General features: G+C 65.5%; 12 protein-coding genes. 8 read left to right on the top strand and 4 right to left on the bottom strand.

Features of this window, described 5'->3' with window-relative positions; genetic code table 11:
- Window positions 1-17: 17 nt before the first annotated feature.
- Window positions 18-713, top strand: a complete 696-nt coding sequence (locus ASD05_RS12210) for a Crp/Fnr family transcriptional regulator (protein ID WP_056592312.1) — start codon at window positions 18-20, stop codon at window positions 711-713.
- Window positions 714-723: 10 nt separating this feature from the next.
- Here the strand turns inward: ASD05_RS12210 and ASD05_RS12215 are convergent, their stop codons facing one another.
- Window positions 724-2,184 (bottom strand): efflux transporter outer membrane subunit, encoded by a 1,461-nt coding sequence (locus ASD05_RS12215; RefSeq protein WP_056592315.1) that lies wholly within the window; start codon window positions 2,182-2,184, stop codon window positions 724-726.
- 104 nt (window positions 2,185-2,288) lie between these two features.
- Here ASD05_RS12215 and ASD05_RS12220 point away from each other — a divergent pair, with 104 nt between their 5' ends.
- From ASD05_RS12220 to ASD05_RS12245, 6 genes are all read left to right on the top strand, one after another.
- Window positions 2,289-2,906: a TetR/AcrR family transcriptional regulator gene (locus ASD05_RS12220; protein WP_056592317.1), complete on the top strand. Its 618-nt coding sequence runs from the start codon at window positions 2,289-2,291 to the stop codon at window positions 2,904-2,906.
- A gap of 82 nt (window positions 2,907-2,988) precedes the next feature.
- On the top strand, window positions 2,989-4,098 hold the full coding sequence (locus ASD05_RS12225) for an efflux RND transporter periplasmic adaptor subunit (protein ID WP_056592318.1): 1,110 nt from the start codon (window positions 2,989-2,991) through the stop codon (window positions 4,096-4,098).
- Window positions 4,095-7,172 carry an efflux RND transporter permease subunit gene (locus ASD05_RS12230; protein ID WP_056592321.1) on the top strand — a complete coding sequence of 1,026 codons (3,078 nt, stop codon included), beginning with the start codon at window positions 4,095-4,097 and terminating at the stop codon, window positions 7,170-7,172. Before ASD05_RS12225 ends, ASD05_RS12230 begins: the two co-directional genes overlap by 4 nt.
- Window positions 7,173-7,211: 39 nt before the next feature.
- On the top strand, window positions 7,212-8,018 hold the full coding sequence (locus ASD05_RS12235) for an oxidoreductase (protein ID WP_056592324.1): 807 nt from the start codon (window positions 7,212-7,214) through the stop codon (window positions 8,016-8,018).
- Window positions 8,019-8,082: 64 nt separating this feature from the next.
- Window positions 8,083-8,988, top strand: coding sequence for a LysR family transcriptional regulator (locus tag ASD05_RS12240; protein WP_056592328.1), 906 nt, complete (start codon window positions 8,083-8,085; stop codon window positions 8,986-8,988).
- A 165-nt stretch (window positions 8,989-9,153) separates the two neighbouring features.
- Window positions 9,154-9,501, top strand: a complete 348-nt coding sequence (locus tag ASD05_RS12245; RefSeq protein WP_056592331.1) for a hypothetical protein — start codon at window positions 9,154-9,156, stop codon at window positions 9,499-9,501.
- Window positions 9,502-9,534: 33 nt separating this feature from the next.
- On the opposite strand, the gene ASD05_RS12250 is transcribed toward ASD05_RS12245, so the two are convergent.
- Entirely contained in the window at window positions 9,535-11,478 is a 1,944-nt protein-coding gene (locus ASD05_RS12250; protein ID WP_056592333.1) for a sensor histidine kinase, read from the bottom strand.
- A gap of 174 nt (window positions 11,479-11,652) precedes the next feature.
- Here ASD05_RS12250 and ASD05_RS12255 point away from each other — a divergent pair, with 174 nt between their 5' ends.
- Window positions 11,653-12,321 carry a hypothetical protein gene (locus ASD05_RS12255; protein ID WP_056592337.1) on the top strand — a complete coding sequence of 223 codons (669 nt, stop codon included), beginning with the start codon at window positions 11,653-11,655 and terminating at the stop codon, window positions 12,319-12,321.
- Between the two features lie 31 nt (window positions 12,322-12,352).
- On the opposite strand, the gene ASD05_RS12260 is transcribed toward ASD05_RS12255, so the two are convergent.
- Both ASD05_RS12260 and ASD05_RS12265 read right to left on the bottom strand, forming a co-directional pair.
- Complete coding sequence (locus ASD05_RS12260) at window positions 12,353-13,159, bottom strand: PPK2 family polyphosphate kinase (RefSeq protein ID WP_056592339.1); 807 nt, start codon at window positions 13,157-13,159, stop codon at window positions 12,353-12,355.
- A 47-nt stretch (window positions 13,160-13,206) separates the two neighbouring features.
- Window positions 13,207-13,644 carry an RNA-binding S4 domain-containing protein gene (locus tag ASD05_RS12265; RefSeq protein ID WP_056592340.1) on the bottom strand — a complete coding sequence of 146 codons (438 nt, stop codon included), beginning with the start codon at window positions 13,642-13,644 and terminating at the stop codon, window positions 13,207-13,209.
- Between the last annotated feature and the right edge of the window lies 1 nt (window position 13,645).

A 13,645-nucleotide genomic window follows, 5' to 3' on the forward strand; every position in this document is an offset into this window, starting at 1 on the left:
GGAAGAAAGTCTTTCCAATGACAAAGCACGTGCAGACCATTGCCATGCTGCGAGCGGCTGCCTGGGCTCGCGGCTTGTCGCAAGAACAGCTTCAGCGCGTCGAGCAGGAAACGCAGGATCGTTTCTATTCGGCCGGCGAAATCGTCTGTCAGAAATCGAGCCCGGCCACGCATTGGATCGGGGTCGTCGAAGGCATGGTCAAGGTGGATGTTCTTTCGGCGGATGGCAGAAGCACCACTTTGACCGGGGTATCCGATGGAGGTTGGCTCGGGGAAGGATCCGTGCTGAAGGGAGAGTCGCGTCCCTACGGCGTTGCGGCGCTACGAGACAGCCGCATCGCATTGATGCCGAGCTCGACCTTCCACTACCTGGTCGCCAACAGCCTGACCTTCTGCCATTTCATGATCGACCAGCTCAACGCAAGGCTTGGCCAGTTCATCGCCCTCGCTGAAGGCTATCGGATGCATGACATCAATTCGCGAGTGGCGCACTGCCTAGCCGAACTCTTCAACCCCCAGCTCAATCCCCAGACCAATCCTGTGCTGCACATATCGCAGGAAGAGATCGGTCGGCTGGCCGGCATCTCGCGCCAGATCGCCCACCGCGCGCTGCACGAACTCGAGGACGCGGGCCTGCTTCACATCCGCTACGGCAGCATCGACGTGCTGGATGTCGACGGCCTGCGGCTGTATGCGCGCGAACACGCGGAGTAAGGGCCTTGGGCTATTCGATGGCCGCCACCTCGGACTTGCTGACGGGTTGCCAACCCCCGCCCAGTGCCTTGAAGGCAGTCACCGCGGCGCGTGCCGATTCGGTTTGCGCCTGGGCCCGTGCATCGGAGGCGCGCAGCAGGTTCTCGTCTGCCTGCAGCACTTCGATCAAGCTGACCACGCCTTTCTGGTAGGCCGCGAATGAAGCGCCTCGCGCGCGGCCGAGCGAATCCACGCCCTGCGCGAGCGTGCTGGCCTGCTCCTCGCGCTTGACCAGCGCCGAGAAGGCGTTTTCCACGTCCTCGGTGGCGCGCAGCACGGCCAGCCGATACGCGGCGAGCATCTCCGCATCCTGTCCCTTGGCGAGGTCGATCTGCGCGTCGATGCGGCCAAAGTCGAACAGGCGCCAGCGCAGGCCCAGCACCCCGGCGGCCTGGTTGGCACCGCCGGTGAACAGGTGGCCGCCGGACACCGACGTCGCACTGCCGATCAGCCCGCTCAGCGAGAACTTGGGGTAGTACTCCGCGATGGCGACCCCGATCCGGGCGTTCGCTGCGGCGAGGCGGCGCTCGGCCGCGATCAGGTCGGGCCGTCGCCTGAGCAACTCGCCCGGCGATCCCGAGTCCCTGATCTGCGGGGCGACCGGAATGGCACCGGCCTCGGCCAGTTCCGCCCGATGCGTGCCCGGCGGCGAGCCCAGCATCACATCCAGCGCGTTCATGGCCGCGTCCAGGCCTGCCTCCAGGACCGGGACGGAGGCGCCGACCTGGGCAAGCGCACCTTCGGCCTGCCGCACCTGAAGTTCAGCCGTCAGCCCTTTGCCATAGAGAAGATTGACTGTGGAGAGCAGGTCCCGCTGCGTGCGCACCTGCCGGCGCGCCACGTCGAGCCGGGTCTGCAGCCCCCGGATGCTGATGTAGATATCGGCGGTCTGTGCCGCCACCGCCAACCGGGTGGCGGCCGCGCCTGCTTCCGAAGCCCGGTAATCCGCCTGCGCCGCCTCGCGTCCACGGCGCAGGCCGCCGAACACGTCCAGTTCCCAGCTCGCGCCGAGATTGGCCTCGTAGGCGCTGCCGTAACGATCGAAACCGGGCCTCGAGTTCAACACCTGTCCCAGGGGCGTTTCAACCGACTGGTAGGCCCTGGCCGCCTGGCCGCTGACATTTCCGGAAGGCAGCAGGGCGGCATTCGCCGCCCCGAGTCCTGCACGCGCCTGGGCCACGCGCGCGGACGCCTGCGCGAGGTCGAGGTTCTGCTCCAGCGCCAGCGTGACGAACCGGGCCAGTTGCGGGTCGCCGAAACCCATCCACCATGCGGTGAGATCGGCATTGGAGGTGGCGGGGCGTCGATCGACGGCGGCTTGGCCCATGTAGCGTTCGGGCAAGGGCGCCTCGGGCCGGGCATAGTCGGGGCCGACTGTGCAGCCTGCAGCGAGGCTGGCAACGAAGAGCGTGGCAAGGGTGCGTTGGAGCATGGCTTCTTCCGGAAGATGGGAAAGAAAAACGTGATCAATTGAGTGACTATAATTCAATATGGTCACTTGTTGTTGATTTTCAGGGGAGGCGCTAAGCTTCAGGCATGAGCAAAGCCACCCTTCCTTCCGTTTCGGCGCGCGGCCCGGCCGACCACGACGTGCGGGACCAGATCGTTCTCGCGGCCACGGAGCACTTCAGTCGGTATGGCTACGAGAAGACCACTGTTTCCGACCTCGCCAAGGCCATCGGTTTCTCCAAGGCCTACATCTACAAGTTCTTCGAGTCCAAGCAGGCCATCGGCGAGATGATCTGTGCGAACTGCCTGCGCGAGATCGAGGCCGAGATCCGGGCGGCCGTCGAAGGCGCCGATCGCCCTCCCGAGAAGCTGCGCCGTATGTTCAAGGCGGTGGTCGAGGCCAGCCTTCGCCTGTTCTCCGAGGATCGCAAGCTCTACGAGATCGCGATTTCTGCGGCGACCGAGCGCTGGCAGTCGGCGCTCACGCATGAAGAGTGCATTCGGCAGTTGCTCCACGACATCTTGCGTGAAGGCCGTGAAATGGGGGAGTTCGAGCGCAAGACGCCGCTGGACGAGGCAGCGGGGGCCATCTATCTCGTCATGCACCCCTACATCAATCCGCTGCTTCTGCAGCACAGCTTCGACCACACGGCCGAAGCGCCGGCACAACTGTCGGGCCTGGTGCTGCGCAGCCTGTCGCCTTGAGGAAAAGATGGATGTGACTATTGACTGAATTAGTCACTAGTATCAAAATGACGGTCCCGATCACTTCGTCACTGGGACTCTCATGCTCTGGCGCCGCCTTGCCACTTCTGCAGTCATCTGCGCATTGCCGTTGGCGTTGGTCGCTTGCGGCGAAGCAACGCCCTCCGATCCACGCACGCAGGCGCCGCAGGTGCGTGTCACCTCCGTCCAGGGGGCCGGCGCCGCATCGCGCGCCTTCACCGGCACCGTAGCCGCCCGGGTCCAGAGCGACCTGGGTTTTCGCGTCCCCGGCAAGGTGCTGGAGCGCCTGGTGGATGCGGGGCAGGCCGTCAAGCGCGGCCAGTTGCTCATGCGCATCGACCCCGCCGACCTGAAGCTCGCGGCCCATGCCCAACAGGAGGCGGTTGCCGCTGCTCGGGCGCGCTCGCGGCAGACGGCGGAGGACGAAGCCCGCTACCGCGACCTGCGGGGTACCGGTGCGATCTCGGCCTCGGCCTACGACCAGGCCTTGGCGGCCGCGGACGCCGCCAAGGCCCAGCTCAGCGCCGCCGAGGCCCAGGCCGACGTGGCCCGCAATGCGAGCCGCTATGCGGAACTGGTGGCGGACGGCGATGGCGTCGTCATGGAGACGCTGGTCGAGCCCGGTCAGGTCGTCGCCAGCGGACAGGTCGTGGTGCGCGTGGCCCGCGTCGGAGCGCGCGAAGCCGTGGTCCAGTTGCCCGAAACCCTGCGGCCGGCGGTCGGTTCCGCCGGGCAGGCCACGCTCTTCGGCAAGGAGGGCGTGGCGGTGCCGGCCACGCTGCGGCAACTCTCGGACGCCGCGGACCGGCTGACCCGCACCTTCGAGGCGCGTTATGTGCTCAAGGGCGAGCTCGCCAATGCCCCGCTGGGGGCCACGGTCACCATCCGGATTCCGGACGGGCTTCCCGCCGCGCAAGGCGGCCTGCAGGTGCCGATCGGCGCCCTGTTCGACGCGGGCAAGGGGCCGGGCGTGTGGGTCGTCAGCGGCGAACCGGCGAAGGTCAACTGGCGGCCCGTCATGGTCGAGCACCTCGATGACGATGGCGCGCGCGTTGCCGGCTCGCTCAAGCAAGGCGACCGGATCGTCGCGCTCGGCGCGCACCTGCTGCGCGAAGGCGAGCAAGTGCGTGTGGCGGGTCAGGCCGCTGCGGCGGAGGGAGTCCGTCCGTGAGCGAAGGCCGCTTCAACCTGTCGGCGCTCGCAGTGCGCGAGCGCTCGGTCACCCTGTTCCTGATCTTCCTGATCTCGCTCGCGGGTCTTGTCTCGTTCTTCAAGTTGGGTCGGGCGGAAGACCCCGCCTTCACGGTGAAGGTGATGACCATCATCACCGCTTGGCCCGGCGCCACGGCGCAGGAAATGCAGGACCAGGTGGCCGAGAAGATCGAGAAGCGCCTGCAGGAGCTGCGCTGGTACGACCGCTCCGAGACCTACACCCGGCCAGGCCTGGCCTTCACGACCCTGACCCTGCTCGACAGCACGCCGCCTTCGCAGGTGCAGGAGCAGTTCTACCAGGCTCGCAAGAAAGTCGGCGACGAGGCGGGCAACCTTCCGTCCGGCGTGATCGGACCGATGGTCAATGACGAATACGCGGACGTCACCTTCGCGCTGTACGCACTGAAGGCGAAAGGCGAGGCGCAGCGCCTGCTGGTGCGCGACGCGGAGGCGCTGCGCCAGCGCCTCCTGCATGTGCCGGGCGTGAAGAAGGTCAACATCGCCGGCGAGCAGTCCGAGCGAATCTATGTCGAGTTCTCGCACGAGCGCCTGGCAACCCTGGGCATCGGCCCGCAGGACGTGTTCGCCGCGCTCAATGGCCAGAATGCCTTGACGCCGGCGGGCTCCGTCGAAACCAAGGGACCCCAGGTGTTCATCCGCCTGGACGGCTCTTTCGATGAACTGCAGAAGATCCGCGACACGCCGGTCGTGGCACAGGGGCGCACCCTGAAGCTGTCGGACATTGCCACCGTCAAGCGCGGCTACGAAGACCCGGCGACCTTCATGATCCGCAACGGCGGCGAGCCTGCCCTGCTGCTGGGCGTCGTCATGCGGGACGGCTGGAACGGGCTCGACCTGGGCAAGGCGCTGGATGGGGAGGTGGGTGCGATCAACGCCGGGCTGCCGTTGGGTATGAGCCTGGCCAAGGTCACGGACCAGGCCGTCAACATCAGCGCCGCGGTCGACGAGTTCATGGTCAAGTTCTTTGCTGCGCTGCTGGTGGTCATGCTGGTGAGTTTCGTGAGCATGGGCTGGCGCGCGGGCCTGGTGGTGGCCGCGGCCGTGCCGCTGACATTGGCGATCGTCTTCGTGGTGATGGCCGCGACCGGCAAAAACTTCGACCGCATCACGCTCGGGTCGCTGATCCTCGCGCTGGGCCTCCTGGTGGACGACGCCATCATCGCCATCGAGATGATGGTGGTGAAGATGGAAGAGGGCTACAGCCGCGTCGCTGCCTCCGCCTATGCCTGGAGCCATACCGCGGCGCCGATGCTCTCGGGCACGCTGGTCACGGCCGTCGGCTTCATGCCCAACGGCTTCGCGCCATCGACCGCGGGCGAATACACCAGCAACATGTTCTGGATCGTCGGTATCGCACTGATCGCGTCCTGGGTCGTCGCCGTGGTTTTCACCCCCTACCTGGGCGTCAAGCTGCTGCCTGATTTCAAGAAGGTCGAGGGCGGCCATGCCGCCATTTACGACACGCCGCGCTACAACCGCCTGCGCGCGGTGCTCGGGCGCGTCATTGCGCGCAAGTGGCTGGTCGCCGGCGCGGTGGTGGGCCTCTTCGTCGCGGCCATCCTGGGCATGGGACTGGTCAAGAAGCAGTTCTTCCCGATCTCCGACCGGCCCGAAGTCCTGGTCGAGGTGCAGATGCCTTATGGCACTTCGATCACGCAGACCAGCGACGCCGCGGCGAAGGTGGAGGCATGGCTGGCCACGCAGAAAGAAGCGCAAATCGTCACAGCCTACATCGGGCAGGGCGCGCCGCGTTTCTACTTCGCGATGGGTCCGGAGCTGCCCGATCCGTCGTTCGCCAAGATCGTGGTGCGAACGGGCAGCCAGGAAGAGCGCGACGCGCTGAAGCACCGGCTTCGCCAGGCGATCGCCGATGGCCTGGCCCCCGAAGCGCGCCTGCGTGTCACCCAGCTCGTGTTCGGTCCCTATTCGCCGTTCCCTGTCGCCTACCGGGTCATGGGGCCGGACCCGGACAAGCTGCGCCAGATCGCGGCCGAGGTGCAGCAGGTCATGGATGCCAGTCCGACGATGCGCACGGTCAACACCGACTGGGGAACGCGCACGCCCACGCTGCACTTCACCTTGCACCAGGACCGGCTGCAGGCCGTGGGGCTGAGCTCCAGCGCGGTGGCGCAGCAGCTGCAGTTCTTCCTGAGCGGCGTGCCCGTCACCGCGGTGCGCGAGGACATCCGCACGGTGCAGGTCGTGGCCCGCTCGGCCGGTGCCACCCGGCTCGATCCGGCGAGGATCGCGGACTTCACGCTGTCCGGCGCCAACGGGCAACGCATCCCGCTGTCGCAAGTGGGCGAAGTCGACGTGCGCATGGAAGAGCCGGTCATGCGACGGCGCGACCGCATGCCCACGATCACCGTGCATGGCGACATCGCCGATGGCTTGCAGCCGCCGGACGTGTCGACGGCCATCACCAGGCAACTGCAGTCCATCATGGACAAGCTGCCGGCCGGCTACCGCATCGAGGAGGCCGGCTCCATCGAGGAATCGGGCAAGGCGACCAAGGCCATGCTGCCGCTGTTCCCGATCATGCTGGCGATCACGCTGCTCATCATCATCCTGCAGGTGCGGTCCCTCTCCGCGATGGTCATGGTCTTCCTGACCAGTCCGCTGGGCTTGATCGGCGTGGTGCCGACGCTGATTCTTTTTCGGGAGCCTTTCGGCATCAATGCGCTGGTCGGCCTGGTGGCGCTGTCGGGCATCCTGATGCGCAACACGCTGATCCTGATCGGGCAGATCCACCACAACCAGCAAGAGGGGCTCGATCCGTTCCGCTCGGTCGTCGAAGCCACCGTGCAGCGTGCGCGGCCGGTGGTCCTGACGGCGCTCGCCGCGATCCTGGCCTTCATCCCCCTGACCCATTCGGTGTTCTGGGGAGCGCTCGCCTACACACTGATCGGTGGCACTTTGGCGGGAACGGTGTTGACGCTGGTGTTCCTGCCGGCCATGTACTCCATCTGGTTCAGGATCAGACCCGCCCACGGCAGCCAGCCTGCGCACTGATCCGCTCTTCACCCCATTCACCTGTATCGAGGAACTGCAATGTCGAATTCAACAGTGGTCGTGGTCACCGGCGTGTCGTCGGGCATCGGACGCGCCGCCGCACAGAAGTTTGCCGAGCGGGGTTGCCAGGTATTCGGCACCGTACGCAACCTTGCGAAAACGCCAGAATTGCGCGGCGTCGAGCTTGTCGAGATGGATGTCCGCGACGAAGCTTCCGTCCAGGCTGGAGTTCGATCCATCATCGACCGGACCGCGCGCATCGACGTGCTCGTCAACAGCGCAGGAACGACGATGATCGGCGCGGTGGAGGAGACCGCGACGGCCGAGGCCGCGGCGCTGCTCGACACCAACGTGCTCGGTATCCTGCGCACGACCCAGGCTGTGCTCCCGCACATGCGGGCACAGCATCGCGGAAGGATCGTCAACATCAGTTCGGTGCTCGGCTTTCTTCCGGCTCCGTACATGGGCCTCTACTCGGCGTCCAAGCATGCCGTGGAGGGGCTGTCCGAAACGCTGGACCATGAGGTTCGCCAGTTCGGCGTGCGCGTCACGCTCGTCGAGCCGTCTTACACCAAGACCAACCTGGATATCAATTCGCCGCATGCAAAGTCAAAGATCGCGGCCTATGACCGCGAACGCGACGTCGTAGCGCGCTCCATCGCCAGCAGCGTCAACGGTGCACCCGAACCCGATGGCGTGGCAAACACGATCGTCGAAGCGGCGATTGGCGCGTGGCGCATGCGTTGGACTCCACCGGGCCAGGCATCTTTGCTAAGCAAATTGCGTCGCTTCATGCCGGCTGGTCCTGTCGATGCAAGCTTGAGAAAGAAACTCGGACTCGCCTGAAACATCGAAAGGCGGATCGGCCATCGGCCGATCCCACGCAAAGTCTTGCAAGGAAGGAGATGCTTTGGACAGCTTGGATCTTTTGCGAACCTTCAGCGAGGTTGCAGTTTCAGGCAGCTTCTCGCGCGCCGCCGAGCATCTGGAGATGTCGAGAGGAACCGTGAGCAAATACATCGCGACGCTCGAGGGGCGTTTCGGTGTCCGGCTGCTGAACAGGAACAGCCACGCTGTCAGTCTTACAGATGCCGGCGTGTTGCTGCTCGAAAGAAGCAAGCCCATGTTGGAGCTGGCCGACATAACGCGCGCGGAACTCCAGGAACGAGCGCTGACGCCCAGTGGGCGCCTGCGTATCTCCGCACCGCATGGCATCGATCAGACGGAGCTTCCGGCGCTGGTCAATACTTTCTTGGGCCACTATCCGGAAGTCAGCGTAAGCCTTGTTCTGACCAATCGCCAGGTCGATCTGGCGGCAGAGGGGATCGACATAGCCCTGCGTTTCGGGCCGACTGCGAACGAGAACCTCATCGTCCGCAAGTTGCTTCTGATGGATCTGACGGTGTGCGCGTCTCCGATGTACTGGAAAAACCGAGGAGTTCCAGCGCACCCCGGCGATCTTGCAAATCACGATGCGCTGGTAAGCGTCCATCTGAACCCCCTATCGAAGTGGCGATTTCAAGTCGACGGAGAACCATTGGAGGTTGCGGTGCGCGGCCGACTGGACGCGACAGAAGCCGGGCCGTTGATCCAGGCCGCGTTGCGGGGCGCGGGCGTCCTGTACCTGCCGTCGGTGATGCTGAGGCCGTACATCGAGAGCGGCCGCCTCGTCCCGGCATTGACGGAGTTCGTTCGCAGCGACATGTGGCTCTCTGCGGTCTATCTGCAGCGGCGACACAGTACCGCGGTCCAGCGCGCCTTTCTGAGCTTTCTCGAGGACCGGATCAGTCCTCTGCGGTCTCCACGCAGAACTTGAGCCAAGGCGAGAAAGCGAAGTTTCCGCCTTGAAGACACGACGTTGCTGCATGCGCGTACCAAGATGGCGGGAAGGCGCCAGAAAATCGCACACGCAGGCAACAAATTTCAGAGCAGTGAAAGTTTGAGCCGAGCAAGGATCGACACTCAACTCTCAAGGACAGACATGAAGAAAATTCAAATTGTTCAAGGCGCCATTCTTGCGCTTCTTTTCGCTTCGGCCGCTCAGGCGGAAACCTACGACGGCGTGCTTCAAGGTTCCAGCGTTCGCTCCCGGGCAGACGTCGACGCAGAGGCCGCAACCGTCGCGCAGAAGGAAGATCTTTACAGGGAATCGGCATCGAGCGGAGTCATCGCACCGCTCGGGTCTTCAAAGTCCCGGGATGTCGTCAATGCCGAAGCAGTCAAGGAAGCCCATTCCGCCAATCAGAATCTCACTGGCAAGGCCTATTACAGGGATGCCATTCCTTCCCAGTACCAGAGTCGGCCGCAGCTGGTGAACGCGGCGAAGTAGGAATGTGGTCAGCGGACCCCGTTGCCTGGAACGTCATGCCGCGTGTGGCTCCCGCTGCAGCGGCAGCCACAGCACGAACCGCGTTCCCGTCGGTTTCGATTCCCAACGGACCACAGCCTTGATCGCCTGCGCCCGCCGCCGCTGGTTCTGCAGGCCCCGTCCGGATGCGGACGGATTGCCCATCACCTTCTGGACGTCGAAGCCCTGGCCGTTGTCCTCGATCGTCACCTGCACACCCGCGCCCTCCAGCGAGGTGCCAACGCGTATCTCCGTAGCGCGCGTGTGCCGCAAGATGTTCGAGATGCTTTCCTGCACGATGCGCAGGATGTGCAGCGCGCTGGAGGGATCGAGCCAGCCCAGGGCCGGCAACTCCTGCACTTCCCATCGCAGCGAAACACCAGTGCCTTCGAGCCGCGGCTCCAGCCGGTAGCGCAGCGTGGCCAGCAGCAGCAGCAGGTCGGCCTCGACCGGCTCCAGGGAGTCGAGCGCGAGCCTCAGGTCGTCCAGGCAGCTCTTGAGGATCTGCGAGACCTTGTCGTCGCTCATGCCGCCGCTCTCGACCGAGCGGATCGCGCTGATCAGCGAAGAGCCGAGCCCGTCGTGCATGTCCTGCATCAGGCGCTGGCGCTCGTCGCTGATGGTCTGCAGGCGCTCGACCTCGCGCAGCCGCTGGTGGCTCAGCTCGAGTTCGGCCTCGCGTTTCTGCAGGCGCTGCGCAAGGCTCGCGTTGAGCTGCTCGACCTCGCCGATGGCGTGCATGTAGCGGCGGTACATCAGCACGCCGAATACGCTGAAAGTGACGGCGTTGGTGTACGCCCCCATGTACCAACCCTCGGGGCTGATGAAGTTGTTCTGCAGAAGCCAGTCGGTAAGGCCCAGCAGCACGCAGATGCCGATCCCTACCGCCACCAGCCGGCCTTCGTTTGAGCGGCGCCATGCGCTGACGCCGCCCACCAGGCAGACCGCCGCGCCCAGCAGTGCCGCGACCGCGTAGATCAGCGGCGTGACCCGGGGGGTGTTCTGCACGATGGACAGGCCGGGCATCGTGACGATGCCGATGGCGGTGGTTGCCACGACCACGCCGCAAGTCAGCGCTTTGAGCTGCCGGCCGTGCAATTGGCGCAGGAAGAAGTGCACGATCATCACCAGCCAGAAAAGCGAGTTGACGGTCAGCCAGGCGAACCAGTCGTTCGCTATCGGCAGGCTCACGTAGAAATGCAGCCCCCGCATGAAAGAGGTGGCTGAGAGGTTGAAGAACAGCAGGTAGGCCGTTTCGTCGCGGCGCCTGAACCACACGAACAGGGCGAACACGCCCACGGTCATGAAGGCCGCACTGAGCAGTGCCGGCAGCTCCTGCTGCAGCCACTGGCGCATGCCGTAGCGGCCTCTCAGCGCGTCGATGGGGCCGATCCACAGCGACGACAGCGCCACCTGGGCACCCCGGGTGTGCTCCAGGCGCAGGAGGATCTCGCTGGGCGGCTTGCTGCCGGCGCCGTCGTCCAGCTGGACCCACAGCGGAGTGCGGGTGCTGTTCCATAGCGGACCCGACTGCTGCGCCCGGTGGACCAGATGGCCATCGGCGTAGACCGCGATGGTGCCGTCGGTCTTGATCCGGATGCCATACAGCGCAAGCGGCCCGGGGTTGGGCGGCAGGCCGCGCACGGACAGCCTGATCCAGGTCGTGCGCGTCGTCCTTGTGGAAGTGGCCTCTGCCTGTCGCAGCAGCGCAATGGGAAGGGCGAGGGGCAGTTCGACCTGCTTCCAGGTGTTCGGCAGGGTGCTGCTGTCCTGAAGAGGCGCTGGATTGCTGAAGCCAGGCGCGTCGTCGACCTGCCAGTCGGCCCGCGTGAGGTGCAACAGCGCATCGGACTGCTGCGAGCCGACCGCTCCGACCAGCAAGACACCGATGACGCCCAGCAATGCCATCGAAACGACGAGCACCACGTTGGCGAAGAAGGGCGCGGGACGGTAGGTCAAGGGAAGTTCGGATGGGCAGCGTTCAGAACCGACGCGAACGAGATGTAACCTATTTTCTCATTTTGTAATCCAACTTCGAGACGTGCGCCGTCGTGCATTCACGACAAGGTGATTCAGGAGTAACTATATGTATGGTTAAATCCCGCAACTATCGCGAAGAAGACGAGGGATTGCATGAAGCTGCTGCTGAGCATTGTGTTCGCCGCCGTGGGCCTGGCCGGTTGCGCCAGCGCACCGCCGACACCCACCGAACCCGGAACGGGCACAGGCACTTCCTATGTGCCCATGGTCGCCATGGAGGGCGTGGACAAGGCGCGCTACGACAACGACGTGGCGGCATGCCGCACGGCATCGACCCGCATCACGGCCCGCAGCGAAACCGGCGACGCCATGTGGGGCGCGCTGGGCGTCGGGCTGATCACGGTGTACGGGCAGGGTATCGTCGCTGCAGCCTCTTACACCGGCATCACCGCCGCCGTCATCGACTGGAACGGCCGCCCTGATCCGGAACTGATCGCCGAGCACCAGCAGATCGCGATCGTGCATTGCATGGCCAAGCGCGGCTATCGCAACCTCGACCCCAACGTGCGCGAATCGTTCTACGGCAACACCTTCACCCCGGGCGTCATTGCGAAGCCCCGCCGTACCGGCGTCGACACCTACAACGTCGAGACGCTCGCCAAGGCCGGCCGCTGCAACCTGCAGCCGCGCGCCGAGCTCACGGCCAAGGGCCCCGGCTACGAGAACTACAACGTGCCCTGCGACAACGGCGGAACCTGGGCCGTGCGTTGCGAGTTCGGCCAGTGCCGCGTGCTGGCGCAGGCACCAACCCGCCGCTCCTGAGCTTCGACGGCCCCGCGCGGGGCCGGCAAGCTCACTTGACGATCATTCCCTTGAGCGCCGGGTCCGGCGGCGGCGGCTTGAGCTTCATCTGCCGCATCGTCTTCACCAGCAGCTGCGCGATCATCACGTTGCGATGCCGCTTGCTGTTGGCGGGCACCACGTACCAAGGCGCGTGATCGGTCGATGTGGCGCCCAGCGCGGTCTCGTAGGCCTGCTGGTAGGCGCTCCACTTGGTGCGCACCGCGAGGTCGTCCATGCTGAACTTCCATTGCTTGCCGAGCGTATCGATCCGGGCCTGCAGGCGCTCCCGCTGCTCGTCCTTGTCGATGTGCAGCATGCACTTGACGATCACCGTGCCGGTTTCGGTGAGCAGCCGCTCGAAGTCGTTGATCTGGGCGTAGCGGCGTTTCGCCTCGGCCTTGTCGATCCAGCCCTCGACCACGGGAACGAGCACGTCTTCGTAGTGGCTGCGGTTCCACACCATGATCTCGCCGGTGCGCGGCACGGCGGCATGGCAGCGCCAGAGGTAGTCGTGTGCGCGTTCCTCGTCGTTCGGCGCCTTGAAGGCCGTCACGCGCACGCCCAGCGGCGAGGTGCGCGAGAACACCCAGCGCACGGTGCCGTCCTTGCCGCTGGTGTCCATGCCCTGCAGCACCAGCAGCAGCTTGCGCCGCCCCTCGGCGTGCAGCACGTCCTGCAACTCGTCGAGCTCGACGGCCAGGGCGTCGAGTTCGGCGCGCTGCAAGGCCTCGTCGCCATGGCAGAACGACGTGTCGTCGGGGTCGATGTGCGAGAGCTTGAACTTGCCGCCGGCGCGGTATTTCTTGAAGCTGGCCATGAAGCGGGACTCCGTGAAGAAAAAGAGCCGACAGCGTACGCGATCGATCAGCGCTCGTCGTCTTCGGGGGGCAGCGAGGCGCTCCAGCGGTCGTCCCATTCGGCATACCGGCGCGCGGCGCCGTCGAGCTCGCGCCGGTCGCGCTTGGTGGGGCGGCCCTGTTCGATGGCCAGGGCCGGTTCGGTGCCCGCGCGGCGCTGCTCCCGGAAGGCGGCCTGCGCCGCGAGGCTCTCGGCGGTTTCCTCGTAGAGCTGCTGCGCCACCGGCGCCGGCCCGCGCTGGCCGCTGAGACCGCGCACCGTCACGGTCCGCGTCAGCGGGCCCATGCGCATGGCCACGGTGTCGCCGGGCTTGACCTCGCGCGATGCCTTGGCGACGTCGCCATTCACCTGCACGCGGTTCTTGCCGATTTCCTCCGCGGCCAGCGAGCGCGTCTTGAAGAAGCGGGCGGCCCAGAGCCATTTGTCGATGCGCAGACGGTCCATG

This window comes from Variovorax sp. Root434 (genome assembly GCF_001426595.1).
Classification (GTDB): domain Bacteria; phylum Pseudomonadota; class Gammaproteobacteria; order Burkholderiales; family Burkholderiaceae_C; genus Variovorax.